The 24,774-nt window shown below is 58.1% G+C and carries 24 protein-coding genes and 2 pseudogenes; 11 read left to right on the top strand and 15 right to left on the bottom strand.

Annotation, left to right across the window (positions count from 1 at the left end):
* Positions 1-2 precede the first annotated feature (2 nt).
* From U8U01_RS12215 to U8U01_RS12190, 6 genes are all read left to right on the top strand, one after another.
* The gene (locus U8U01_RS12215) at positions 3-686 is read left to right on the top strand and encodes an RnfABCDGE type electron transport complex subunit E (protein WP_322174575.1); all 684 of its coding nucleotides are present in this window, start codon (positions 3-5) and stop codon (positions 684-686) included.
* Positions 686-1,306, top strand: a complete 621-nt coding sequence (locus tag U8U01_RS12210) for an electron transport complex protein RnfA (protein ID WP_322174573.1) — start codon at positions 686-688, stop codon at positions 1,304-1,306. Before U8U01_RS12215 ends, U8U01_RS12210 begins: the two co-directional genes overlap by 1 nt.
* A gap of 43 nt (positions 1,307-1,349) precedes the next feature.
* Positions 1,350-2,138 carry an RnfABCDGE type electron transport complex subunit B gene (locus U8U01_RS12205; protein WP_322174571.1) on the top strand — a complete coding sequence of 263 codons (789 nt, stop codon included), beginning with the start codon at positions 1,350-1,352 and terminating at the stop codon, positions 2,136-2,138.
* A gap of 79 nt (positions 2,139-2,217) precedes the next feature.
* Positions 2,218-3,312, top strand: coding sequence for a DNA polymerase III subunit delta (holA, locus tag U8U01_RS12200; RefSeq protein WP_322174569.1), 1,095 nt, complete (start codon positions 2,218-2,220; stop codon positions 3,310-3,312).
* On the top strand, positions 3,312-3,938 hold the full coding sequence (locus tag U8U01_RS12195; RefSeq protein WP_322174567.1) for a ribonuclease M5: 627 nt from the start codon (positions 3,312-3,314) through the stop codon (positions 3,936-3,938). The genes holA and U8U01_RS12195 overlap by 1 nt, the downstream gene beginning before the upstream one ends.
* A gap of 1 nt (position 3,939) precedes the next feature.
* Positions 3,940-4,650 carry a CBS domain-containing protein gene (locus U8U01_RS12190; RefSeq protein ID WP_322174565.1) on the top strand — a complete coding sequence of 237 codons (711 nt, stop codon included), beginning with the start codon at positions 3,940-3,942 and terminating at the stop codon, positions 4,648-4,650.
* A 72-nt stretch (positions 4,651-4,722) separates the two neighbouring features.
* Here the strand turns inward: U8U01_RS12190 and U8U01_RS12185 are convergent, their stop codons facing one another.
* Both U8U01_RS12185 and U8U01_RS12180 read right to left on the bottom strand, forming a co-directional pair.
* Positions 4,723-5,055 (bottom strand): antibiotic biosynthesis monooxygenase family protein, encoded by a 333-nt coding sequence (locus tag U8U01_RS12185; protein ID WP_322174563.1) that lies wholly within the window; start codon positions 5,053-5,055, stop codon positions 4,723-4,725.
* A 9-nt stretch (positions 5,056-5,064) separates the two neighbouring features.
* Positions 5,065-5,718: a hypothetical protein gene (locus tag U8U01_RS12180; protein WP_322174561.1), complete on the bottom strand. Its 654-nt coding sequence runs from the start codon at positions 5,716-5,718 to the stop codon at positions 5,065-5,067.
* Positions 5,719-5,896: 178 nt separating this feature from the next.
* On the opposite strand from U8U01_RS12180, the gene pyk reads away from it, so the two are divergent.
* From pyk to U8U01_RS12165, 3 genes are all read left to right on the top strand, one after another.
* Positions 5,897-7,642: a pyruvate kinase gene (gene pyk, locus U8U01_RS12175; protein WP_322174559.1), complete on the top strand. Its 1,746-nt coding sequence runs from the start codon at positions 5,897-5,899 to the stop codon at positions 7,640-7,642.
* Between the two features lie 414 nt (positions 7,643-8,056).
* Entirely contained in the window at positions 8,057-9,088 is a 1,032-nt protein-coding gene (locus tag U8U01_RS12170; protein ID WP_322174557.1) for a 3-deoxy-7-phosphoheptulonate synthase, read from the top strand.
* Between the two features lie 312 nt (positions 9,089-9,400).
* Positions 9,401-9,883, top strand: a complete 483-nt coding sequence (locus U8U01_RS12165; RefSeq protein WP_322174555.1) for an NUDIX domain-containing protein — start codon at positions 9,401-9,403, stop codon at positions 9,881-9,883.
* Between the two features lie 340 nt (positions 9,884-10,223).
* On the opposite strand, the gene U8U01_RS12160 is transcribed toward U8U01_RS12165, so the two are convergent.
* Positions 10,224-11,900: a DAK2 domain-containing protein gene (locus tag U8U01_RS12160; RefSeq protein ID WP_322174554.1), complete on the bottom strand. Its 1,677-nt coding sequence runs from the start codon at positions 11,898-11,900 to the stop codon at positions 10,224-10,226.
* Positions 11,901-11,920: 20 nt separating this feature from the next.
* Between U8U01_RS12160 and U8U01_RS12155 the strand changes: the two genes are divergently transcribed.
* On the top strand, positions 11,921-12,193 hold the full coding sequence (locus tag U8U01_RS12155) for a hypothetical protein (RefSeq protein WP_322174552.1): 273 nt from the start codon (positions 11,921-11,923) through the stop codon (positions 12,191-12,193).
* A 91-nt stretch (positions 12,194-12,284) separates the two neighbouring features.
* Here the strand turns inward: U8U01_RS12155 and U8U01_RS12150 are convergent, their stop codons facing one another.
* From U8U01_RS12150 to U8U01_RS12135, 4 genes are all read right to left on the bottom strand, one after another.
* Positions 12,285-13,058 (bottom strand): TIGR00282 family metallophosphoesterase, encoded by a 774-nt coding sequence (locus U8U01_RS12150; RefSeq protein WP_322174551.1) that lies wholly within the window; start codon positions 13,056-13,058, stop codon positions 12,285-12,287.
* A gap of 58 nt (positions 13,059-13,116) precedes the next feature.
* Complete coding sequence (gene rny, locus U8U01_RS12145; protein WP_437124396.1) at positions 13,117-14,670, bottom strand: ribonuclease Y; 1,554 nt, start codon at positions 14,668-14,670, stop codon at positions 13,117-13,119.
* A 399-nt stretch (positions 14,671-15,069) separates the two neighbouring features.
* Positions 15,070-16,332, bottom strand: coding sequence for a glycosyltransferase family 2 protein (locus U8U01_RS12140; protein ID WP_322174547.1), 1,263 nt, complete (start codon positions 16,330-16,332; stop codon positions 15,070-15,072).
* A gap of 232 nt (positions 16,333-16,564) precedes the next feature.
* Positions 16,565-16,732 (bottom strand): hypothetical protein, encoded by a 168-nt coding sequence (locus U8U01_RS12135; protein ID WP_322174545.1) that lies wholly within the window; start codon positions 16,730-16,732, stop codon positions 16,565-16,567.
* A 741-nt stretch (positions 16,733-17,473) separates the two neighbouring features.
* On the opposite strand from U8U01_RS12135, the gene U8U01_RS12130 reads away from it, so the two are divergent.
* Positions 17,474-19,213 carry an ABC transporter ATP-binding protein gene (locus U8U01_RS12130; protein ID WP_322174543.1) on the top strand — a complete coding sequence of 580 codons (1,740 nt, stop codon included), beginning with the start codon at positions 17,474-17,476 and terminating at the stop codon, positions 19,211-19,213.
* A gap of 49 nt (positions 19,214-19,262) precedes the next feature.
* Here the strand turns inward: U8U01_RS12130 and U8U01_RS12125 are convergent, their stop codons facing one another.
* The 8 genes and pseudogenes from U8U01_RS12125 to U8U01_RS12090 form a co-directional block, all read right to left on the bottom strand.
* On the bottom strand, positions 19,263-20,213 hold the full coding sequence (locus U8U01_RS12125) for a DUF1848 domain-containing protein (RefSeq protein WP_322174541.1): 951 nt from the start codon (positions 20,211-20,213) through the stop codon (positions 19,263-19,265).
* Between the two features lie 406 nt (positions 20,214-20,619).
* Positions 20,620-21,150, bottom strand: a complete 531-nt coding sequence (locus U8U01_RS12120) for a GNAT family N-acetyltransferase (protein WP_322174539.1) — start codon at positions 21,148-21,150, stop codon at positions 20,620-20,622.
* Positions 21,151-21,448: 298 nt separating this feature from the next.
* Positions 21,449-22,294, bottom strand: coding sequence for an Rpn family recombination-promoting nuclease/putative transposase (locus U8U01_RS12115; protein ID WP_322174537.1), 846 nt, complete (start codon positions 22,292-22,294; stop codon positions 21,449-21,451).
* A gap of 58 nt (positions 22,295-22,352) precedes the next feature.
* Entirely contained in the window at positions 22,353-22,493 is a 141-nt protein-coding gene (locus U8U01_RS12110; RefSeq protein ID WP_322174535.1) for a hypothetical protein, read from the bottom strand.
* Between the two features lie 37 nt (positions 22,494-22,530).
* Positions 22,531-22,977 (bottom strand): annotated as a pseudogene (locus U8U01_RS12105) (CHAP domain-containing protein); the annotation flags it as partial.
* 484 nt (positions 22,978-23,461) lie between these two features.
* Entirely contained in the window at positions 23,462-23,686 is a 225-nt protein-coding gene (locus U8U01_RS12100; RefSeq protein ID WP_322174533.1) for a hypothetical protein, read from the bottom strand.
* 92 nt (positions 23,687-23,778) lie between these two features.
* On the bottom strand, positions 23,779-24,525 hold the full coding sequence (locus U8U01_RS12095) for a hypothetical protein (protein WP_322174532.1): 747 nt from the start codon (positions 24,523-24,525) through the stop codon (positions 23,779-23,781).
* Positions 24,526-24,676: 151 nt separating this feature from the next.
* A pseudogene (locus tag U8U01_RS12090) lies at positions 24,677-24,774 on the bottom strand (IS5/IS1182 family transposase); the annotation flags it as partial.

Below are 24,774 nucleotides of genomic sequence, written 5' to 3'. Positions count from 1 at the left end.
GAATGGAGAAGAAAAAGGGCCTTTGGCCCACGTTTACCAAAGGCATTATCATCGAAAACCCGGTGCTGCGGCTGATGCTGGGCTGCTGCGCCACGCTGGCCGTTACCACCGCCGCCAGCAACGCCATCGGCATGGGGGCGGCCACCACCTTTGTGCTGGTGTGCTCCAACGCGGTGATCTCCCTGCTGCGCAACGTGATCCCCAACAAGGTGCGCATCCCGGCCTTTATCACCGTAATCGCCGGCTTTGTCACCATTGTGCAGATGTTTATCAAAGCCTTTTCCCCGGCGCTGGACACCGCTTTGGGCGTGTTTTTGCCCCTTATCGTGGTTAACTGCATTATTTTGGGCCGGGCGGAGATGTTCGCCAGCAAAAACAAGATCCTGCCATCTGTCATCGACGGCCTGGGCATGGGCGTAGGCTTTACCGCCGCCATGCTCTGCATGGGTATCATCCGGGAGCTGCTGGGCGCGGGCACGGTGTTCGGGCTGCCGGTGCTCTCCGGGTTTATGCAGCCCATCATCATCTTCCTGCTGCCGCCCGGCGGGTTCTTCGTGTTCGGTATGCTCATTGCCCTGGCCGGCAAACTCAGCAAAGAGGGCAAGCCCCCGGCGGGCCTGGGCTGTGCCCATTGCCCGCTGGCAGCCGGCTGCTCTAAGCTCAACGAGAAAAAGGAGGGCAACTGATGGACGCGCAAATGATCCGTTCCCTGGTGGCGATCTTCCTGGCCGCCATCCTAACAGAAAACTATGTGCTCAACAAATTTCTGGGCATCTGCCCCTTTTTGGGGGTATCCAAAAAGCTGGACACTGCCTTTGGCATGAGTTGCGCTGTAACCGTGGTCATGGTCATCGCCACGGCTGTTACCTGGCCCATTTACACCTACATCCTGGTGCCTAACAGGCTGGAGTATTTGCAGACGCTGGTGTTCATTTTGGTAATCGCCGCCCTGGTGCAGCTATTGGAAACGGCGCTGCGCAAATATATGCCGCCCCTGTACAACTCCCTGGGCATTTACCTGCCGCTGATCACCACCAACTGCGCCGTGCTGGGCGTAACCATGCTGGTGCTGGAAAAAGGCGCGGCCGACCCCAGCTTTGGCTATTTGCAGTCGCTGGTCAACGCCTTTGGTTCCGGCGTAGGTTTCCTGGTGGCCATGCTGCTCTTTGCCGGCGTGCGGGAGCGGCTGGAGGACTGCGACATCCCGGAAACATTCCGGGGCCTGCCCATTACGCTGGTGGCGGCCAGCCTGGTGGCCGTGTCCTTCCTGGGCTTTAACGGCGTGGTAGACCGGCTGGCGGGCTAAAAAGAAAACTTCGGGGCCATCCCCGGAAAGGAACGTGATTGGAATGGAAATAGTAACACCGATTTTGATCGTAGGCGCCATCGGCCTGCTGGCCGGGGTGGTGCTGGCGGTGGCCTCCATTGTAATGGCCGTGCCCAAAGACGAAAAGGCCGAGGCCCTGGAGGCTGTCCTGCCGGGGGCCAACTGCGGCGCCTGCGGGTATTCGGGCTGTCCGGGCTACGCGGCGGCCATGGCCAAGGGCGAGGCCCAGCCCGGGCTGTGCTCCCCCGGCGGGGCGGCGGTGGCGGCCCAGTGCGGGGAGATCCTGGGCGCCGGCGCCGTGGCCATGGTCCCCAAGGCCGCCTTTGTGCACTGCATGGGCAGCCATGACCACACCCAAAGCAAAATGGACTACGACGGCCTGCCGGGCTGTACGGCGGCTTCCCTGCTCAACGGCGGGGCTTCCAGTTGCCGGTTCGGCTGCCTGGGCCTGGGCGATTGCGCAGCCGCCTGCGGGTACGGGGCCATCCGGGTCTGCAATGGGGTGGCGGTCATAGACCGGGACAAGTGCGTGGCCTGCGGCCAATGCGTGCCGGCCTGCCCCAAGGGGCTCATCCGTATCGCGCCGGTTAAAAAAATGGCCGTGGTCCGTTGCTCCAGTTGCGACAAAGGCAAGGCCACCATGCAAAGCTGCCAGGTGGGCTGCATCGGCTGTATGAAGTGCCAGAAGACCTGTGAGGCGGGCGCCATCACCGTACAAAACGGCCTGGCCCAGGTAGACCCGGAGAAATGCACCGGCTGTGGTAAGTGCGCCGAAGCCTGCCCCCGGCATATTATTACCCTGGAGGGTTAACCCCCATGCCCAGCCACCATAAAAAGGGCGCCGGCCGAAAGCCATACGGCCCGCGCCCCACCCAAGGAGGGATCAGGAAGTGCCTGCCATATCGGAACAGGAACTGCGCAAACAGGTAGCGCAGGGGGATCTGGCCCGGCTGTACCTGCTGGCCGGCGAAGAAAAACTGCTGGTGCGCCGGGAGGCCCGGCGGCTGATGGAAAAAGCCGGGGGCGAGGGCGTCCAGGCATTCAACTGCCAGCAACTGGCCGGCGAAACGCCGGTAGACAGCATTGCCGACGCGGTGCTGGCCATGCCCTTTATGGCAGGGCGCAAGTGCGTGGCCGTGGCGGACTTTAACCCAAACGACAAACCTGCGGCCGAACTGGCCAAACTCCATGAGCTGCTGGACGACCTGCCGGAAACCACCACGCTGGTGCTGTTTTACCCCACGCTGGATCTGGAGCAGCCCAAGGATCGGAAAGGGCAGGGGAAGGGGGCCAAAAAGGGGAAAAGCCCCTGGCAAAAGCTGCTGGACAAGGCGGAGAAAGTAGGCGCCGTGGTGCGCTTTGCCCGGCGGGAGGCCCCGGAACTCCGCCGCGGCCTGCTGGAGCGGGCCGGGCGGCAGGGCTGCGGTATGTCCCGGCAGGCCGCGGACCGGCTCCTCGAATATGTGGGCAAAGATATGCATATGCTGCGCAATGAGCTGGAAAAACTCTGCGCCTACACCCTGGGCCGGGGGGAAAAGGAGATCACCCCGGAAACGGTAGAGGCGCTGGTCCACAAAAGCCTGGAAACCACCGTGTTCGCCATGACAGACGCGGTGATAGAAGGCAAACCGGCGCAGGCATACAAGCTGCTGGCCCTGCTTTTTGAGCAAAAGGAGGACGAGGTGGGCATCCTTAGCACCATGCTGATCCCCTACATGGATATGTTCCGGGTGAAAATGGCCCTGGAAAGCGGCAAAACCCCCCAGGACATCAAGGCATACACCCCGGAGAAACGCTACAACGACTTCCGGGTAAAAAAAGCGCAGCGCTCGCTGCGGTACTTCTCCACCCCCGCCCTAAAAGCCTGCCTGGACCTGCTGCTGGAGGCCGACCTGGCGCTGAAGGGCTCCCCGCTGGAAAAGCGGACGGTCCTGGAGCGGCTGGTCGCCCAGTTGCTGCTGGCAGCCCAGAAAGAGGCCGCCTGATGGTCCGGCTGCGGGAGGCCCTGGTGGTGGAGGGCCGCTGTGACAAGGCCCGGCTGGCCGGTTTGGTAGAGGCAACCATTGTGGAAACCGGGGGCTTTCAAATTTTCAAGGATGCCCGGCGGATGGAGCTGATCCGTCGGCTGGCGGAAAGCCGGGGCGTTATTATCCTCACAGACAGCGACGGGGCCGGGTTCCTCATCCGCAGCCGGCTCAGCCAGTGCCTGCCGCCCCGGCAGGTCAGGCACGCCTATATCCCGGACGTATACGGCAAAGAGCGGCGGAAGGCCAAGCCCTCCAAAGAAGGGAAACTGGGGGTAGAGGGGATGCCCGCCGGGGTGCTCCTGGACTGCCTGCGCCGGGCGGGCGCCACCTTTGAGGAGGAAGAGGATCCCCCCGGCCAGGACACAGGCCACGCGCCGCTGACCAAGGCAACCTTATACGAGCTGGGGCTCAGCGGCGGGGCGGATAGCGCCGCCAAACGCCGGCGGCTGCAACAGGCCCTGGGCCTGCCGGAAAGGCTCTCGGCCAACGGGCTCTTGCAAGCGCTGAACGGGCTGGGCTACGGCAGCCAGGACCTGGCCAAAGCGCTGGGCCTGCCCGCCACAACACAGGCAAGGAGGCAGTGACATGGAGAACCAGGAGAGAGTGGAGCTGTTCTTGGATCTTTACAAGCAGATAGAAGACGTGCTGGATGAAAAGTACCGCAACGCCCGGCGGCACTACACCAGCGCGGTGTACGAGTTCATCAAAGACTACGAGAGCGCGCCGGTGCGGGATAAGCTGGACCTTTGCCGGCATATACGCAACCTGATGGCCCACAGCGCCAATCTGGACGGCCAGCCGGTGGTGGTGCCCTCCCAGCCGGTGGTGCAGGCCCTGCGGGATGCCCTGGAGTTTGTAAGCCGGCCGCCCCTAGCCATCGACTACGCCACAAAGGCCGAGCGGGTGTTGAAGGTGGGCCCGGACCAACGGGTGCTGCGGGTGATGGAACTGATGGACAAAAACGGCTATTCCCATGTGCCGGTGATGAAAGGCGACCGCTTTTACGGGGTGTTCAGTGTGGGTTCGGTGTTCCGTTTCCTGCTGCGCAGGCGGGGCAAGGGGCTGGACCCGGAGGCAACCATCAAAGACCTAAAGGGCTATCTGGCCGTAACGGAGCACGCGGAGAATTACGAGTTCGTCCCGGCCGATGCCACGTACATCTATGTGCGCCAGCAGTTTGAGCAGGTGCGGGGCCGCAACAAGCGGGTTTCCGTGATCTTTATCACCGAGGACGGCAAGCCCGACCAGCCCCTGCTGGGTATGCTCACCCCCTGGGACGTGCTGGGGGAAGATTGACCGCCCCGAAACCCAACACGCAAAAAAGCCCCCCTCCGCCGTAGGAGGGGGCCTTTTTCTTTGTTTTGATTTTCAGTTCCGAATAAACCGGCAGTCCTGGTCCGGTATGCCGCCTTCATCGGGCACAAAGCGCTCCACGCGCATATGCAGGTCATATTTCTCCCGCAGCCGGGCCAGGGTGGCCATCATGGGGCTGGCGTGGTGGCGGTCAATGGCCTGCTGGTCCTCCCATATGTCCACCAGCAAAACTGTTTCCGGGTCGCTAAGGGAGCAGAAGTACGCATAGCGCAGATTCCCCGGCTCCTGGCGGATCAGCCCGGCGGTACCGCTCTCCTCCATCTCCTGTACAAATCGGCGGGCGCTGCCGTTGGTGCCGGTGTAGTACAGGTTCACTGCAATACTCATGGGGGCCTCCTATTCCACGCTCACTTCTGCGGGGGCGTCTACGCATATTTCCCCGCCGCCCTCCACGGCGCCGGCGCCCTCCACAGGGCCGGCCTCCTGGGTTTCGTTGCGGGCGTCCTCCTCGTCCAGTTCCGACTTAACCTTTTTCTTCTCCTCTTCCATCATCCGCATCATAACGGCCATCATATAGGCTTTGGGGTCGTTCTCCAGCAGGTACTTTTCGTCCTGATGGGGCACCTTGTGGCCCTTGCTGATGTTCCGGGCAATGCGCATACACTTCTTCATTTTGTCCATGGCCTTTTTCATGGCCTCGGCCTGCTTTTCGTTCTGCTCCTTCATTTGGGCGCTCTGCTCCCGCAGGATGTCCAGCATCTGTTTGGCGGTTTTCAATTTTTCCGCCTGGGCCTGCTGGCGTTTCTCCGCGGGGGAGAGGGGCGCTTGGCTGCCGCCCTCCTGGGGGGCGTCCCCGGCAGCCCCGGCAGATTCCGGTTGGCCCTCTAAAAACGCCAAAGCCTCCGGGGAAAGCTCCAGCTTATCCTCCCTGGCCGGCTGCCCCTGTTTCACGGTGGCCTGTGTTTCCGGCCGGGTAGGGGCCGCGCCGGGCCGCTGGGCCTGCGTGGCCGCCGCCTGGCGGCGGATCCCGCCCTGCATATTCAGTTCCATAAAGATTCCCCTCCTTTTCTATATAATCGGCCGGGAAACGGGAAAATTAAGGAAATGGGGGATTTAAATAACCGTCTTTCTGTGCTATAATATTAAAACCAGCAAAGCAAGTTTACCAATCGCCTTGCAGCTATCACCCGGCCTTACCCGCCATCATCTTAATAAAGGAGTGTTCGCCATGACACGCAAGACCAAGATCATCTGTACCCTGGGCCCCGCCACCGAGGATGAAACCGTCCTCAGGCGGCTGATGCTGGGCGGCATGAACGCGGCCCGGTTCAACTTTTCCCACCTGGACCACGGGGACGCCCGCCACAAGCTGGATGCGGTCGTCCGGCTGCGGGAGGAACTGGGCCTGCCCATCGCCACCATCCTGGACACCAAGGGCCCGGAGATCCGGGTGGGGAACTTCCAGGACGGCCCCGTCGAGCTGAAAGCCGGGGACAGTTTCACCCTCACCACACGGGAGGTGCCCGGGGACAGCAAAGCCGTGTCCATCAGCTATCAGGGCCTGCCCAGGGACCTGCAACCCGGCGCGCGGGTACTGATCGACGACGGCCTGGTGGAGATGAAGGCCCAGCGGGTTTCGGAAACGGACATTGTGTGCACGGTAGTCAACGGCGGCCGGGTGTCCAACCATAAGGGCATCAATGTGCCGGGCACCAAGCTGTCCATGCCCTTTATCAGTGAGCGGGACCGGGCAGACATCATTTTCGGCATTGAGAACGGCTTTGACTTCATCGCCGCCTCCTTCACCCGCACCGCCGCCGATATTCTGGAGATCCGCCAGATCCTCAAAGAGTACAAATGCCATACCATCAACATCATCGCCAAAATCGAGAATATGGAGGGCGTGGAGAACATAGACGAGATCCTCCGGGTAGCGGACGGTATCATGGTGGCGCGGGGGGATATGGGCGTAGAGATCCCCTTCCAGGACGTGCCGGTGCTGCAAAAGCAGTTGATCAAAAAGTGCTATATGGCCGGCAAGCAGGTGGTTACGGCCACGCAAATGCTGGACAGCATGATGAAAAACCCCCGCCCCACCCGGGCCGAGGCCACCGACGTGGCCAACGCCATCTATGACGGCACCAGTTGTATCATGCTCTCCGGTGAAACGGCCGCGGGCCAGTACCCGGTAGAGGCCCTGGAAACCATGGTGCACATCGCCCAAAAGGCCGAGGAAAGCATCGACTATATCCACCGGTTCAACTCACGGGATAACAGCGACGTGGCCTTTGACGTGACCAACGCCATCTCCCACGCCACCTGCACCACCGCCCACGACCTGGAGGCCAAGGCCATCATCACCGTAACCAAGTCCGGCGTAACGGCCCGGCAGCTCAGCAAGTTCCGCCCCCTGTACCCCATTGTGGGCTGCACCACCGCGGAGAACGTCTGCCGGCAGTTGAACCTCTCCTGGGGCGTCACCCCCCTGCTCATCGCCGAGGAGCAGGACACCGACGCCCTCTTCGACCACGCGGTGGACGCCGCCCAGCAGGCGGGGGTGGTGCACAGCGGCGATATCGTGGTCATCACGGCGGGTATGCCCCTGGGCGTTTCCGGCACCACCAACATGATGAAGGTCCACGTGGTGGGCCATGTGCTGCTCACCGGGCAGGGGGTCACGGAAAAAGCCGTTTCCGCCCGGCTGTGCGTGTGCAGGCACCTGGCGGACCTCCCGGCCCGGTTCAGGGACGGCGACATCATCGTGGTGCCCGAAACCGATAACTCCATCGTGAACTTTATGCGCCGGGCCTCCGGTATCATCACCGAGCAGGCCGGGCAGAATACCCATGCCGCCATTGCGGGCCTGGCCATGGATAAGCCCGTCATCACCGGCGCCCACCACGCCACCCGTATCCTGAAAGCCGGCGCCGTAGTCACCCTGGACGCCAAAACCGGCCGTGTCAGCGTTTGTTGACTGCTTGCTCCCAGTGCCTCCTTTAGTGCCTCCGGCGGCTTAAGAAACTTTCTGAAGAAAGTTTCTTAAGAATCTTCAAAGACTTTTATGCCCGCGCACAAACAGCTTGGTCGATGAGGGCTTACGGCACGCGGCATTCGTAGTCTATTAATAAAATGACAATTTTTTTAATTGATTTTTTCAGCTTATGCTGAGGCGCAAGCGCTATGAAAGCAAAAAAAGAAAAAGAAAATAGAAATAAGAAATAAAAAAAGAAAAAACAAAGGCCCTTAACTCGCCAACGGTCGAGCATCAGCCTTGCGGCCATAGGGCGGCCGGTAACGGCTAGGCCGGGTCCAGGGACGGCCTTAGTCCCTGGCGGAGTTTGAGGCGGAGCCTCAAGGTCTTAAAGAACAGTGTAAGGAAGTGTAAGCAATGTCCATGGAACGAAACAGGCAGTTGCCGGCGCCGGCGGATTTAAAGGCGCAATACCCGTTAGCGGCGGAAACGCAGGCCATGAAGGCGGCGCGGGACAGGGAGATCCGGGCGGTATTTGAGGGCAAATCCGACAAATTCCTGGTGATTGTAGGCCCCTGCTCGGCCGACGACCCGGAGGCGGTGCTGGAGTACGTGCACCGTCTGGCAGAGTTAAACAGGGCGGTCCAAGACCGGCTGGTGCTGATCCCCCGGGTGTACACCAACAAGCCCCGCACCACCGGGCAGGGGTACAAGGGTATGCTGCACCAGCCCTCGCCGGACCGGGCCCCGGACCTGCTGGAGGGCATCATCGCCATCCGGCGTATGCACATCCGGGTGATGGAAGAGTGCGGCCTCACCGCCGCTGACGAAATGCTGTACCCCGAAAACCGCAGCTATCTGGACGATGTGCTGTGCTACGAGGCCGTGGGGGCCCGGTCGGTAGAGAACCAGCAGCACCGGCTGACGGCCAGCGGCATGGATATCCCGGTAGGCATGAAAAACCCCACCAGCGGCGACCTGGCGGTCATGCTCAACTCCATCCAGGCAGCCCAAAGTTCCCACAATTTCCTCTACCGCGGCTGGGACGCCACCACCACCGGCAACCCCCTGGCCCACGCCATTCTGCGGGGCGGCGTAGATAAATACGGCACCTGCGTGCCCAACTACCACTACGAGGACCTCATGCGCCTGTGGGAGCTGTACGGCCAGCGGGAGCTGCAAAACCCGGCGGTCATCGTGGACGTAAACCACTCCAACTCCGACAAAAAATACAGGGAACAGGTGCGCATCGTCAGCGAGGTGCTCCACAGCCGCGGCTACAACCCGGCCCTGCGTAAGCTGGTCAAAGGCGTGATGATCGAAAGCTACCTGGAAGAGGGCTGCCAGCCCATTGGGGGCCAGCGGGTATACGGCAAGTCCATCACAGACCCCTGCCTGGGCTGGGGGGACACCCGCAACCTGCTCTTCAGCATAGCGGAGAAAGCATAGCCCGGCTCCGCTTGCGGGCCCTGGCAGGCCAAAATAGAAACCAAATAAGAGTGGAAAGAGTACGACAGCCCGGTTAAAAAAAGCTATGATGCCTTCCAGGCATTCTACTGTGACGGCCACGTGGACGCCGCGTAAAAACTGATCAGTAACAACCTGACCTGGGCCGAATACAAGAACCTGTATATAGCCATGGGCGTGGGGGCCCTGCTGGCGGCGGCGGGCATGGCGCGGCTGCTGATCGGGAAAGCCCGAAAGAAACCGGCGCCCGCCCCAAACACCGAAGAACCGGAAGAAAGGAAGTGACCGCTACATATGAGCGCCATACGCAACTCCGCCAAAGCGCTGGTTTACCAAAACGGCCGGCTGCTGCTGAACAGCCACCTGACCAGCACCGGCGAGCGCTACTACGACCTGCCCGGCGGCGGGCAGCACCCCTATGAAACCATGGAGGAAGCCGTCATCCGGGAGGTGCTGGAGGAAACCGGCCTCACCGTAGAGCCGGTGCGTTTCGCCGCCCTGGCAGAAGAAATCTTCACCGACGAAGGGATGCGGGCGCGGTACCCCCAGTACTGCCACCGTTGTATGCACATTTTCCTGGTCAAAGTCCTGCCCGGCGCGGCGCAAGCCTGCGCGGAGCTGGACTTCCAGCAGACCGGCAGCCTGTGGGTCACGGCTGAGGAGGCGGAAAACCTGCCCCTGGTGCCCCTGCAACTCCGGGGCCGGGTGCGGGAGCTGCTAAACGCCCATGCGCCGGTCTACCTGGGCTCCCTGCGCCGGGACGAAGTCTGTATGTAAAAGCCACCCCCGCCGGTCCGAGCATTTTTGACGAAATTATGGCCTTCGGCGTGGGCGTTGATTCTCGGCTGCCGCCTCGGTCGGCGACGGGAAATCGCCACTGGCGATTGTCGCCCCCTAAAAACCCCACCACCTTTGAAAAGGGCGAGGGCCACCGGGGGTGGCCGTCACGAGCCGACCGAACCGGCAGGTGAGACGACGAAACTTTTACTGTTTGTTCACCGAAACCTTGCTTTGGACAGACCCGGCACATTCACCACATTCGCCACATCGGGCCAGCCAGCGTCCCCCAAAAACACAAAAGAGAGGGCTTTTGCCCTCTCTTTTTTTGCCGCCTGCCTTATTCCACCGAAACGATAAAGTAGTAAACCGGCTGGCCCCCGTTCACCAAGGTGATCTCCACATCCGCGTGCACCTTGGCCGCCAGTTGGCGTTTGGCCTCCTGTGCCTGCTCGGCGGTAATGCCCTCGCCGTAAATCAGGGTGATAAAGGAGGTCTGCTTGGTGGAGAGGGAGCGGGCCACCCGTACGCAGGTAGCCACCGGGTCCTTCTCGATATAGTGCAGCTTGCCGTTCTTCAGCCCCAAAATGTCCCCCCGGCGAATGGCCTCGCTGCCAAACTCCGAGTCCCTGGCCGCAAAGGTCACAAGGCCGGTGTCCACATGGCCCGCGGCTTCCAGCATGGCGGCGTGGTTTTCCTCCACACCGGCGTCCGGGTCCACGGCCAGCATAGCGGCCAGGCCCTGGGGGATGGTCCGGGTGGGCAGCACAATAACCTCCCGGTCGTCCGCCAAGGGGATGGTCTGCTCCGCCGCCATCAGGATGTTCTTGTTGTTGGGCAGCACAAACACCTTTTTGGCAGGGGTAGCCAGCACAGCGCCCAGGATATCCTCGGTGCTGGGGTTCATGGTCTGCCCGCCGCTGACCACCACCGCGCAGCCCAGTTCGGCAAAAAGGCTCCGCAGGCCCTCGCCCGCCGCCACCGAAACAAAGCCCAGTTCCCCGGTGGGTTCCTGCCGCGCGGGCGCGGGCGCGGGGGCAGGCTCTTCCTCCACAGGGGCGTCCCCCCTGTGCAGTTGACGGTGCTGCTCCTTCATATTCTCAATTTTCACACTGAGCAGTTGGCCGTATTGCAGGCCGCTCTGCAAGGCGTCGCCGGGGTTTTCGGTGTGCACGTGTACCTTGATGATCTCCTCGTCGTCCGCCACCAGTACACAGTCGCCTATGGTTTCCAGGTAAAGCCGCAGCTCCAACGGGTCTTTGGCCACATCCGGGTCCCGCCCCACAATAAATTCCGTGCAATAGGTAAAGTGGATCTCCCCGTCAAAGGTAGCGGCGGCATTGCGGAAGAACTCCGCGGTTTCCTGGGCCCGCTCCTCCTCCGATATCCCGGACTCCAGGATAATCCCGCTGCGCAAAACGCTGAGCATCCCCTCAAAAATCAGGCAAAGCCCCTGGCCGCCGGCGTCCACCACCCCGGCCCGTTTCAGCACAGGCAGCAGTTCGGGGGTTTCCTCCAGCGCCTGGGCCGCGCCCATACAAACCGCGTCCCAAACCCGCTCCGGCTCCTCCGTCCCGTGGTTAAGGGCGTCCCGGCCGAACTCGGCAGCCACCCTGGCCACCGTCAAAATCGTGCCCTCGGTGGGGCGGGTAACGGCCTTGTAGGCCTCCTCCACGCCCAGTTCCAGGGCGCGCACCAAGTCCTCCGGCCCCGCAGTTTCCACCTCGGCCAGCCCCCTGGCAATCCCCCTGTACAGCAGCGAGAGGATAACCCCCGAGTTCCCCCTGGCCCCCCGCAGCATGGCAGAGGCAGCGGTCTTGGCAACCTGGGCCACGCTGTCCGTGTCAGAAAGTTTCTTCAGTTCAGCCACAGCGGCCTCCATGGTCATGGACATATTGGAGCCGGTGTCGCCGTCCGGCACCGGGAAAATATTCAGGTCGTTCACCTGTTTCCTGTATTTGGCAATATTGTTCGAGCCGGAAATAATCGCGTTTTTAAGCTGGGCGCCTTGAATCATGGAAAACACATCCTTATCTTATGAGTACGCAACCAATACGCGGCATGGCGGCGTCCATGCCGGCCGTACAAACACCTTTTTACCTTATTGTAGCACAGAATTTCCAAAAATACAAGTACAGGGCAAAATTAGCGCACGTCCAAAACGAAGAGTTCAAAAACAAGACCCCGGCAAACAAATCGCAAAGGTTTCATCTTCTCACCTGCCGGTTCGGCCGGCTCGTGACGGCCGCTCTACCTTGGCTACGCCAAGTAGCCGGTGTCCCTCGCCCTTTTCAAACGGGCAAACAATAAAAGTTTCGTCCACCTTTTCAAAGGTGGCGGGGTTCTTAGGGGCAGCGCCCCTAAGCCGCCGGAGGCCAAAACACCCCCCCCCCCCACACCCCTACGTCAGCGTCAGCCGTTCCACCGCCGTACACAGCCCGGTGCGCTCGTCCCCGGTAAACAGGACGCAGTCCATGCGGCAGGGGCCGCCGGCCAGTTCAAAGCGGGCGGGCATCTTGGTGGTATACCGGCCAATGATGATCTCCGGCTTAACCCCCAGCACCGAGTCCACCGGCCCGGTCATGCCCGCGTCCGTCAGGTAGCCGGTCCCCTTGGGCAGCAGGCAGCCGTCGGCAGTGGGCACATGGGTGTGGGTGCCAAAAAAGGCCGTCACCCGCCCGTCGGCGTAAAAGCCCAAAGCCCGCTTTTCCCCGGTGGCCTCGGCGTGAAAGTCCACCACCCGCAGCCGGGGCAGGCCGGGGGTGGCCAGCAGTTGGTCCAGCGCCTCAAAAGGCGAGCGCAGGCTCTCCAGGTAAACCGTGCCTATCAGGTTAAAAACCGCCACCTGCACCCGGCCCAGGTCGGCAATATACAGCCCGTGGCCGGGGGCCGCGGCCGGGTAATTGGCCGGGCGTAGCAGGTTTTCCGTGCTGTCATACAGGGGGTAGCTTTCCTTGCGCCGAAAGCTGTGGTTGCCGGTGGTAACCACGTCCGCGCCACTGTCCAGCAGGTGGCGCAACGAGTTCGGGGTAATGCCGTTGCCGTCCGCGCTGTTTTCCCCGTTGACAATACACAGGTCAACGCCCTTCAGCCGCTTAAGGCCGGGCAGCCGCTGGCGCAGGAAATCGCAGCCAATGCTGCCCACCACATCCCCCACACAGAGAATCGTAACCATAAAAAACACCTCTACTGAAAAAGGGCGCGCCTTTCACAGCGCGCCCAACCAGGCCGGGCTATTTGGCATAATCCACCGCCCGGCTCTCCCGAATCATATTTACCTTGATCTGCCCCGGGTAGTCCAGGTCAGCTTCTATCTTTTTGCAGATATCCCTGGCCAGCAGGGTCATCTGCTCGTCCGTCACCGCCTCAGGCCGCACCATAATGCGGATCTCCCGGCCTGCCTGGATGGCATAGCAGCTTTCCACCCCGTCGAAAGACGAGGCCAGCTCCTCCAGTTTCTCCAGGCGTTTGATGTAGTTTTCCAGGTTTTCCCGCCGGGCCCCCGGCCTTGCGGCCGAAATGGCGTCGGCAGCCTGGACAATGCAGGCCACAATGGTCTTGGCCTCCACGTCGCCATGGTGGGCGGCAATGGCGTGTACCACGGCCTCGCTCTCCTTGTAGCGCTTGGCCACCTCCACGCCTATCTGTACGTGAGAGCCCTCCATCTCGTGGTCCAAAGCCTTGCCAATGTCGTGGAGCAGCCCGGCCCGCTTGGCCACCGTGGGGTTCAGCCCCAGTTCCGAGGCGATCATGCCGGAGAGGAAGGCCACCTCCAGCGAGTGGTTCAGCACGTTCTGGCCGTAGCTGGTGCGGTAGCGCAGCCGGCCCAAAAGCTTGACCAGCTCATGGTGCACGCCGTTCACGCCCACCTCCAGCACCGCCCGTTCGCCCTCCTGCTTAATGGTAGATTCCACCTCCCGGCGGGCCCGCTCCACGGTTTCCTCAATGCGGGTGGGGTGGATACGCCCGTCGGAGATCAGCTTTTCCAGGGCCACCCTGGCCACTTCCCGGCGCACGGGCTCAAAGCTGGAAAGGGTAATGGCCTCCGGCGTATCGTCAATAATCAAGTCCACACCCGTCAGGGTTTCAATGGCCCGGATGTTCCGGCCCTCACGGCCGATGATGCGGCCCTTCATTTCGTCGTTAGGCAGCGGTACCACGCTGATGGCGGCCTCCGACACATGGTCGGCGGCGCAGCGCTGAATGGCCGTGGCAATAATCTCCCTGGCGGCCTGGTCGCTTTCGTCCTTGGTCTGCTGTTCAAACTCCCGTACCTTTACGGCTTTTTCCCGTACCAACTCGCTCTCCAGGTTGTTCAGCAGGTATTCCTTGGCCTGCTCGGTAGAGTAGCCGGAAATCTTCTCCAGCATATCGAACTGGCTCTTGCGCACGGCCTCGGCCTCTTTCAGGCGCTCTTCCGCCTTCTTGTTGCGCTGGTCGATCTGCTCCTCCTTGCGTTCCATGCTCTCCAGCTTCTTTTCCAGGCTCTCTTCCTTTTGCAGGTTCCGCCTTTCCTGATGCTGTATCTCCCTGCGGCGGTCAGAAAGCTCCTTTTCGCTCTCGTTGCGCAGGCGGTGGATCTCGTCCTTCCCCTCCAGCACGATCTCTTTCTTCCTGGCCTCGGCGGTTTTCACCGCCTCGCCTACAATGCGCTTGGCCTCCTCCTCAGCGGAACCGATGGTAGCCTCGGCCTTTCCCTTACGGTAATTGACCCCCAGGAAAAAAGCTGCGCCGCCTGCCAAAGCGGCCGCCAATACAGAGATCAAGACACATAGCCATACGGATATCTCACCCAATCGGGCACCTCCTTATTAGAATATTGGTTACAAAAACTGCATACAGTACTGAAACCGGGTGGGCAAAAAAGCCCCCCAAAAAATGCATGGCTGCTTAGGGCAAAGGGATTTTTATATATTGTTCCTGCTTTCGGGCGCCCCCGAAAAGCCGTTGCACAGCAAATATATAAAAAGTATATAAAAAGCACCCAGGTGCATTCCATCTATAATTGTATCTCTCCTACACGTCCTTGTCAAGAAAATTATGAACATTTCTTGAAATTTGCCCCGCCATCCCCTCCGGGGGCGCATACCGGGGCCTTCCCCCGCGGGTTAATGGCAAAAAAGAATGATGCCCCCCTCCAGCCAAAAACACCCCCGGCGGCAGGGCCGGGGGGTTGTTTGCATAATTCAGCGCTTGCCGTCCAGTTCGCCCAAACTTACCGCCACAGTATGGCGGATGGGTTTCCACTCCACGGTGCCGGCCATAGCCACCGGCAGGGCAGCCATAAAGCTGGCCATAAAAAACGGGTAAGTAAACGAGTACAGGATCTTCCGCACCCCGCTGCACGGTATCCGCCGCCACTCGGTAAGCAGCGTAACCAGGCCGGAGAAATACAGCCCCACATAGCAGCCCGCCAGGGCCATCAGGGCAGAGAGCACCACAGGCCCCGCCTCCTGGCCGGGGCTCACCAGCGCCACCCCGAACATCACCACGTTCAGCACAAAGCCCAGCCCCATCAGCACCGCCGCCAACGAGTTCACCAGCACATCATAGCAGGCAAAACTGCCTGTCACCAGCATGGTGCGCAGCAGCTCCCCGCCCTTGCGGCCCAAAATCTGCATCAGGCCCCGCATCCACCGGGCCCGCTGGGTCACAGACTGCTTAAAGTCCGTGGGCTGCTCGTCGTAAAGGATAGCCGTGTTGCAGTACGCCACCTTCTCCCCCCGGCAGATCAAGTCCAAGGTAAACTCCAAATCCTCCGTCAGGGCAAAGTAGTGCCAGCCGCCCACCTTTTCCAGCAGCGCGGCAGAGAACAGGAACCCCGTCCCCGATATCCCGCAGCAGGAGCCCAGAAAATCCCTGGGCCGGTTCAGGTACTCCGATTCCCGCAGGAAGTACATCCCGTACCCCGCGCTGATCCAGTTGTCGCCGAAGTTCTTGGCATTGCGGTAGCCGGTCACCACCTGGCAACCGTTAGAAAAAACCTTGTTCATCTCGGCGATGTAGTGGGGGTCCAGCAGATTGTCCGCGTCAAACACGAAGAAACCGTCGTATTTTTCCTGGGGCCTCTCCTGGGCGATCTTCCCCAGCAGGAACTCCAGCGCGTAGCCCTTGCCAACCTGTAGCTTGTTCCGCCGCTGCCACACCGTGGCCCCGTGGGCGGCAGCCACGGCCGCGGTGTTGTCCGTACAGTTGTCGGCCACCACGTAGATGTCCACCAGCCCCGCCGGGTATTTCTGCAAGTTGATGCTGTCGATGAGCTGGCCGATCACCGCGGCCTCGTTCCTGGCGGCAATCAGCACCGCGTAGCGGCCTAAAGAGCGGGCCTCAAACCGCCGGCCCGCCCCTCGCAGGCGCAAAAGCAGGTAGAGCCCCTGGTAGCAGCAACAGGCCGCCAGCACCGCCGCCATGATAAGGTTTATATAAGAGAGGGTTTTCATGTGTTCCATCCTTCCTCATAGGGAAACTTTCTTTTTTATAAGGATAATCGAAACTGATTAAGCACTATGTGATGAAATTCTTACAGATTTCTTACGACCACGCCTCCGCGGCAGGGTGTGCCTCCGGCAGGCAGGGGGCTTTGCCCCCCTGCACCCCCCACCACTTTTGAAAAAGTGGACAAAACTTTTATCCGCGCCCCCTTGTGCGCCCCCAAAGAACCACCACCCAAGCCCCCCGTTTTCATTTTTTCTTTTCTTTCGCGATTGCCCCCTCGCCTGACCCTCCCAGAGAACCACCACCCAAGCCCCCACGTTTCCATTTTTTCTTTTTCTTTCTTTTCTTTTCTTTCGCGATTGCCCCCTCGCCTGATCCTCCCAGAGAACCACCACCCAAGCCCCCCGTTTTCATTTTTCCTTTATTTTACTTTTTTCACGATTTGCCCCCCTCCTCACCGAATGCCCCCAACACAGAACAAGCCACCCCCACCCTCGCTCATTGCCTCCCCCCCAAAACAATCCTTCTCCCGTTAACTAAAAACAATAAATATCAAATAATAATATAAAGTAGATTAAAATAATAAAAATAATCCCGATAAACCCACCCCCACATCGCCGCACACACCAAAACGCCCCCCGCAAATTGCATAAAAACACATTTTCCGCCCATACACCCTCCAAAACGCCCCCATATCCCTCGAATAACCCCTAATGACCACCCCAATACCCACCGGTTACGCCCTCCTAACCGCCCCGCAAAAGAATAAAAATACGCCCCAATATATATTTATACACGTTCCTCACACCATAAAAAAACGTTTCCCATCCTCCCCAACGGTTTCAGAAAGCGTCCCCCCAGGCGCGCATAAAAGTTTCGTCCACCTTTTTAAAGGTGGTGGGGTTCTTAGGGGTGAAACCCCTAAGCCGCCGGAGGCAAAAGGTGGGGTTCTTAGGGGTGAAACCCCTAAGCCGCCGGAGGCAAAAGGCGGGGTTCTTAGGGGTGAAACCCCTAAGCCGCCGGAGGCAAAAGGTGGGGTTCTTAGGGGCGACGCCCCAGAGTTGGCTACGCCAACTCTCCGCCGCCGGAGGCAAGGGAGATTGACAAAAGGAGGAGAAGAGGGTACAATAAAAGGTAGAAAAAGGAGGGATCGCAGTGAAAAAGGGAGGAATCACAGAGGAAAAGGGTAGCCGCGCGGTAATTTTCCGGGTTTTATCCTACTTAAAGCCGTTTAAAAAGGAATTTCTCCTGGCGGGGATATTGTTGGCGCTGGCCACGGCCATTGGTTTTTTGCAACCGCTGCTAATCCGCCAGATCACCGACAGGGGGATGCTGGCCCAGGACCTGCCGGTATTATACCGGGCGGTAGCCCTGCTGGCCCTGCTGGTAGCGCTAAACCAGGCCGTAGAAATGGCCCAAACCCGGCTATTTGTCCAGGTGCACAACCGCTCCCTCTACGGCATTTTCCGGCAGGTATTCCAAAAGCTGCTGCGGCTAAAAAAGCCGTATTTTGAGGACAAAAACAACGCCGAAATCCTCAGTTTTCTGCAAATGGACGTGTCCCAGGTAGCCTCCATTACTGACCGCTACACCGTCATGAGCGTCAGCTATGTGTTCCGCATTGTCAGCGGGCTGGCGGGGCTGCTGGTCATCAGTTGGAAACTGACCCTGATCGTGCTGGCAATGGTACCCCTAAAGGTGCTGCTGGTCAGGCGTTTTTCCAAGCGGCAGGAAAAGGCAATGGACAAAATGATCGAAAGTAGCCGGGATTTTTCCCAGTGGTTTGGTGATAATATAGAGGGCATAGATGAAATCAAGCTGTGGAACCTGTTCGAGAGCCGGGAGAAGGCCTTCCAGTCCCGGCAGCGGGACCTGCTGGCGCTGCAAAAGGGCAATGCCATGATCGACGCCTGGAACACCCTGTGGGAGTCGCTGCTGGAATGGAGCGTGACCCTGCTGCTGTACCTGGCAGGCGGGTTCCTTATCTGCCGGGGCGGCCTGACGGTCGGGTCGGTATTTGCCTTTGTGTCCTACTCCTGGTACGTAACCGGGCCGGTTTCCGCGCTGCTAAACCTAAAGATGTACTTTGCCCGCATTTTACCCTCAGCCCGGCGGCTTTTCCGGTTTTTGGACATGGAGCCGGAGCCGGACACAGGGACAGGCCGGGTAGGCAACCGCCCGCCCCGGCTGGCTTTTCAGGACGTTTCCTTTGCCTATCAGGCGGACAGGCCCATCCTACAGGGGGCCTGTTTCCATGTGGAGCCGGGGGAGAAGGTGGCCATTATCGGGCAAAACGGCAGCGGGAAATCCACGGTCCTCAACCTGCTGTTGCGGTTCTACACCCCGGAGGCCGGGGAGATCACAGCGGACCATGTGCCGGTTTCCCGGTTGGCGCTGGCGGGGTACCGTTCGCTGTTCTCTGTGGTCAGCCAGGAGCCCTACCTGTTTTTGGGGGATATTGCCGGCAATATCGACCTAACAGGCCAAGCCTCCCCGGAGGAGGTGGCCGCCGCTATGGATACCAGCGGCGTGGCTGCTTACCTGCAACATATGCCCCAGGGGGAGAAAACCCAGGTGGGCCGCAACGGGGCAAGGCTTTCCGGCGGCGAAAAGCAGAAACTGGCGGTGGCGCGGGCTTTGTTGAAGGATGCCCCGGTGGTGATCCTGGACGAAGCCACCGCCGGGTTTGACGTGGAATCGGACGCCTACCTGCACGATGTGATCGTCAACCAGATGGCGGGCAAGTCGGTGATCATGATCACCCATCACTATGAACATCTGGAGGGGATGGACCGGGTCTACCGGCTGGAGGGGGGCCGGCTTTATGAGGAGCGGCGGGAGGACGGCCGGGCCTGGGGCGCCTCCGGGGCGGGGGAACCGTCCGGGCAGCCCTAAAACCCCATCCGTTAGCCGCGCCCTCTGCTTGGGGTAGGGGAGGGGGCGCTCACTCAAGGCGGAGCTGGGCCTCCCGGCAAGTATGCATCTCCCGCTCTACAACCCGGTCACCGGGCCCCAATTCCCCCATCAAAAGCGGGGAGCCGGGGCGGTGTTTCCCGTGGTTTGCCTCCAAGGTTTTTGCACCGGCATGGTTGGCATAACAATACCGGCAGCCATGGAGGCAGGTGTTGTAGGCGCCAATATCCAGGCTTTCCATACAGCCACAGGCCGGCCGCTGATTCTTATCTTTGCTTATTTGTAAAGGGCACTGCAATAGCTGCCCGAACAGGCGGCCGTCTATGCATTGGGCGTGCCCCACCCCGTACCGCTGTAGGTCAAGTCCCTCAGCGCAGGTATCCACCTGCAAGCCGTAGCTATGGGCAATTCCGGCGATGCTTTTTGCCAGTTGCGCCTGCTGCAGGGCAGAAAAGTCCCGAAGTGCCAGCGGGGCCATATTCTTCCCCGTGTTGCGGTAGAAGTCCAGGAAACTGATGGTGCACTTTCTGGTGTAGGGGGAAAGCCGTTTCGCCAATTCCTCAAAGTAACGGATATGGTACTCCATTGTATAGGTTCCGCTGAGGAAGATGGGATCGTACCGCCATATCACGCGGTCACGCCCAATCCGATCGGCCAACCGCTGGAAAGCCGGGATAATGACCTTGCTCTTGCTGGGGACATTCCTTTCCACATCCGCCCCATAGCTGGTCAGCGTAAATTGGAAGTAGTACATATAATCGTGCAGCGCATCCAGTTTGTCCAGCATAGGCAGGGGGTTTTTGGTCCAAAAAACAATGCCGTCCACAACATCCGGCGATAAACTGACCCGGCTGACCTGATGGGCGTTCATGGGGTTGCGCACATACACATACCCGGCCCGAATACGCTCCAGGAACCACTTTGCATAATAGCTGGGGATGTCCGTACGGCGGCTGGCGCTTATAATCATGTTGATCACCATTTATACGGTTTATATGCGGTTTTCCGGCCTTTCGAAAAACCGCCCAGTAATTCTGCCTTAAAAGATGCCATTGGCATTTATGGATGCAGGAGCAGCCCATACAGAATCAAATCATTCGGCCCCCACAGGCTTTGCACAAAGCCTGCCTTTTTTACCATTATAGCAGACCTTGTGCACAAGTCAACCGCTTTCATATTCTGACCGCTGGGAACTGGATGATCGCTTGCAGAAATGATAACAGAGCACGTGGTTTGGAGTCCCGCGGAAAATCTGGGAAAAAGAAAATCACCTATTGCTATCCAAGCCCTGGGCGTTGGGATTGCAATAGGTGATTTGGTCTACGTGCTATAAAAAGGTGTTCTAAAAGTTTATCGTCCGAAAAACGCAAGCGCGTGTGTCCAGTATGCTATGTAGCAAAATTGCGAAAATCAGCCGGGTATAATGCATAGTCAACGGATGACTGCCTCTCTCCAACCTGATCTATCCATGCATCTTTGTTGACACGCAGTTGCGTAAAGCCAAGTTGTTCATAAATATGCTGGGCTCTCTTGTTTTTCAGGTTTGTATCAAGAATGATTTTCTTAAAGCCAAAGTCTTTGTACAGAGAGTGAATCAACATACTCAATAAAATTTTCCCGTTTCCTTGATTTTGCTTGGAAAAATCACAAATTTTGATACCTATTTCAGCAACGCCATCGCCTTTATTCCGATAATTCATTTCACCCACAGCCAAATTATCTATTTCTATTATTAATCTTCTGTGCGTATCGTCGGTGTCGTTTTGCAAGCTGTCAGAGATATCTTGCACAGTTTGCCCAGTCCCGTTTGGGAATCCTGCGTGCGCCATGATTTTGCCATCGTTCCACCATATCGAAAGCTGCTCCGCGTCATCCTTGGTTGCATTCCTGATTAGTAAATTTTTGTATGTAAGGTACATAGTTTTCCTCCGTTTATGTAGGAGGATTAAAGTATCGTCATCCTCCTGTTTTGTTTGTAATGGATCAACGCTATATTTCCCATAAAAAACAATCCCTTCTCGATAAAGTAAACCGGCAACTTCCTGTTACGGAAAGCTGCCGGTTTCTGGCTTCACCATGCTTAAAAGATGCCCACCGGGTGTTTGGAACTCGAAAAGCCCAGTATTTATGCGGCTTTGCGGGGTTTTGAAAAACCGTCATTTGAACTCTGCCTTAAAAGATGCCACTTATTTATCGGCCAATTCGCAGGGTGATGACCTACTCGTCTTCCGCAATTTTTTTGACTTCGTCCAAGTCCAAGCCGCAGATGTTGGAGATTTCCTCCAAAGACCTCTGCTGTTCCAGCAGCCGTTTGACAAAACCTACTATTGCGTTATGCTCACCTTCGGCACGGCCTTCAGCCCGGCCTTTCGCTTCACCCTCTTGGAGAGCATAATACCGCACATCCTCCAACTTTGCCGCCAGCGTCATAAATCTCTCCACCTTCCTGTCGTCAGATTTTATGTCCTCAACTGCCCGGTCTATCTTTGTCAGATACTCCGATCCTGACACGTCAAAAGGCAGCTTCCTGTGTCGTGCATTTATATAACGCAGAAAATCAAGTGCCGGTTCGCTGAGATTCGGCTCCGTAAACTGCGCGTTCAAGATATACGCGTGGGAACCGTCCTCATACAAAATATCTTCCGCGCCCTCGATCACACTCTTGCGCTTGTACAGAGCCAACCCCTGCTTGTAATAATCGTCTGTGCATACGAAAATCACAAAACTATCTTTCAAGTGCCGGTAGCTGTCCGATACCTCCAAAGTCCGGCGGTCCAGGGAGCTTTGATAGTACCGAATCCTGCGCTCCAAGTCATGGGCCTGGCCGGTCTGCATCTCTACCGCATATTGTGTTTTCTCGCTGTCCTCTATGGAGATATCCAAGCGGATCCCATGCAGGTCGAAGCCATCCTTGATATCCTGCTGCTTTTCGATGTAGGTTATTTCCGCAATTTTCTTTTCCAGCACCGCCTCAAGAAATGGCTTGACGTTCTCCGGCTGGCGCATGACTTCCCCGAAGATGTAGTCGTTCGCCAACGAAAGTTCTTCCGCTCCCTTGCGCATGGGAATCACCTCATTTCATTACCATTATACCCCGAATCCGGAGTAAATGCAACTGTTTCTATCCGGAAACTTTCTCAGTATGCTCTGAATCCAACGCCTTCTCCAGCAGTGTGGCGATAAATTCTTTCTGTTTCATGCCATGCCGCTGGAGATATACCTTCAAGCGCTGATAGGTTTCCTCCGGCATCTGAATTGTCATTGTTCTTGTATTATCCATGATAAATCCCTCCCATAAATTAAAACAAATTGGGCGTCCCATAACCCAAAATCTGATAATTTCCAACAGGATAGCTGTTCCTCTCGCAGGTGTCTCCAGAGTTCCCCTCAATGGTGTAGACCCGGCCGCCCTCGACCTTCTCCACAATGCCAACGTGATCGGAGTTGCCATCCTGTATCCCATCTTCCAACCAGTCAAAGAAAATGATGTTCCCGGATTCCGGCGTGGCACTGCCATCCAGCCATTGATTCTTGTTCTTGAACCAGGTAACGCCGTCGCCGCACCCGGCAAATTTCGGGATAATTCCGCGGTCTATATACCCGCACTGATCCGCGCACCAGCTGACAAAGCAGGCACACCATTCGACCCTGCCGCCAAAACCATACCAGCTCCAGTACGGCTCGCCGCCCACATTCCCAAGCTGAGATTTCGCAATCTCCACCAACTGGTGGTTGGCGTAGTTCATGATGGCCGAAAAGTCTTCCGCATTGAGGTCGGTGCCAAAAGCCAGATTGACATTGGTTATCAGCTGCTCGTCCGTCTGGTCATCAGCGAAACAGCCGGTCAGCTTGCTGATAAAACCCGGCTCTTTGGAATATTCGGAAAGGGCCAGCACATACAGGACTTCTGCCGCCTTGATCTGCTCCTTTGTTCTGCCCCTCATGGCCGAGTGTAAAGCGTTCACCGTGTCCTCGATCAACGTCAACTCGTCGATCTGCTCCTGAGTCAAGTTCAAGATAATTTGAGATTGCAGTTCCTGGCTGGTGAAGTCGATGCCGTCCGCGCTGACAACAGCGGCCAGTGCCACCATCGGGAAAACCACAATCATGAAGACTGCCAACAGCAGGCAGACGATTTTCTCCCAATTTCGCTTATCAAGCAGTATCGCGGCGGCAATCTTTTTCAATGCTGCGCCTATAGTTGCACTCATAGCATTCCCCCTTCATTTTTTACAATCCCATTCCCATTTGCCGCTCTGCTTCCATATGTCCCTCGTAGTGATCGTATAGCTGATCCAGTTCATATGCCTCAACTCCATCCAGTCGTATTACATGGCTGCAATCTTCTTCGTCGGGGTAGATATCATGAATGGTGGCTTTCATAATATTCTCATACTGCTCCTGTCCGGCGGGCATTAAGGCTGCTGCAGCACAGATAGGGATGAAAATCTCCATGTTTCTATCAGAGAGAACCCCAAAATTCTCTGGGAGTTTGGGAAGTACGCTATCCAAAGACTGCCCCCGCATTTGAATGATCGATAGGCTGCTCACATGGACACCCCCATGTTCATGCCGTAGTCTTGGTACTCCTCGCTGTCTGGTTCGGGGAAGTCCGGTAGGGCATCCTCGTCAAACTCATGCATAGGGGAAACTTCCACAGCCGCGCCCAACTCACCTTCGACAAACTCTCTGGCCGATTCAGCAGTGTCCAAATCTTCATAGGCCAAATCCTGGTGTTCATCCGGCTCATCTTCCACAGGCCCTTCTGCATCTTCAGACTCGGAATAATCCAGCTCATCATCGGTGAAATCCTGCTCGGTTTCTTCCTCGTCAGGCTCGTCAGAACTGCCCTCAGAATCGCCAACAACGGCGGTTTCCTCTGGCTCGTCTACCTGCTCGACATCGGGGCCATCCTCGCTCACAGTGGCCTCACCGTCCTCGGAAATGCCTTCGTCCTGTTCTCCCTCTGACTGCTCCGCGTCCTCCTGCTGCTTTCTCAGCTGCTCCTCGTCGCAGTCCAGTTCGTCCTCAATCAAGCCTATAACGAACTGCCGCTGGGTCATGCCGTTGCGTTCCAGATACTGCTTGACTCTCTGGAAGAGTTCTTCTTCCACTTGGAAAGCCAGCGTTCTCATTCTGCCCACTTCTTTTACCTCCACTTCTGGTGTTTTAGGGTGTAGCTCATCCTGCGCGGCCAGGGCGATAAATTCGCCCATGGTCATTTCGTGCTGTTCCAGGTACGCTTTGATCTCCGCATGGAGCGCGGCGTCAATGCGCACCGTTATGCCTTTCATATCGGGCATGGTTATCCGTATAGATGGTGTATAAATAAGTTCCAAGGTGTCCACATAATCAAACGCTATGTGGACACCTTGGAACTTCACTTGTATAAGAATAAATTTTTCCCATCCAGCGCATACGTCATCTAGATAGTGTCTACACGAATTAAGTACGGATAGCAGCCCAAATGGCGATACAACGGACGTGTACCGCGGCGATAAAAGCATCCGAGGTTTTGGCATAACGAGTGGCAATACCTCTCC

It is taken from the genome of Acutalibacter caecimuris (genome assembly GCF_034335085.1).
GTDB lineage: Bacteria > Bacillota > Clostridia > Oscillospirales > Acutalibacteraceae > Acutalibacter > Acutalibacter caecimuris.
This window is presented reverse-complemented; position numbering and strand designations above follow the sequence as displayed.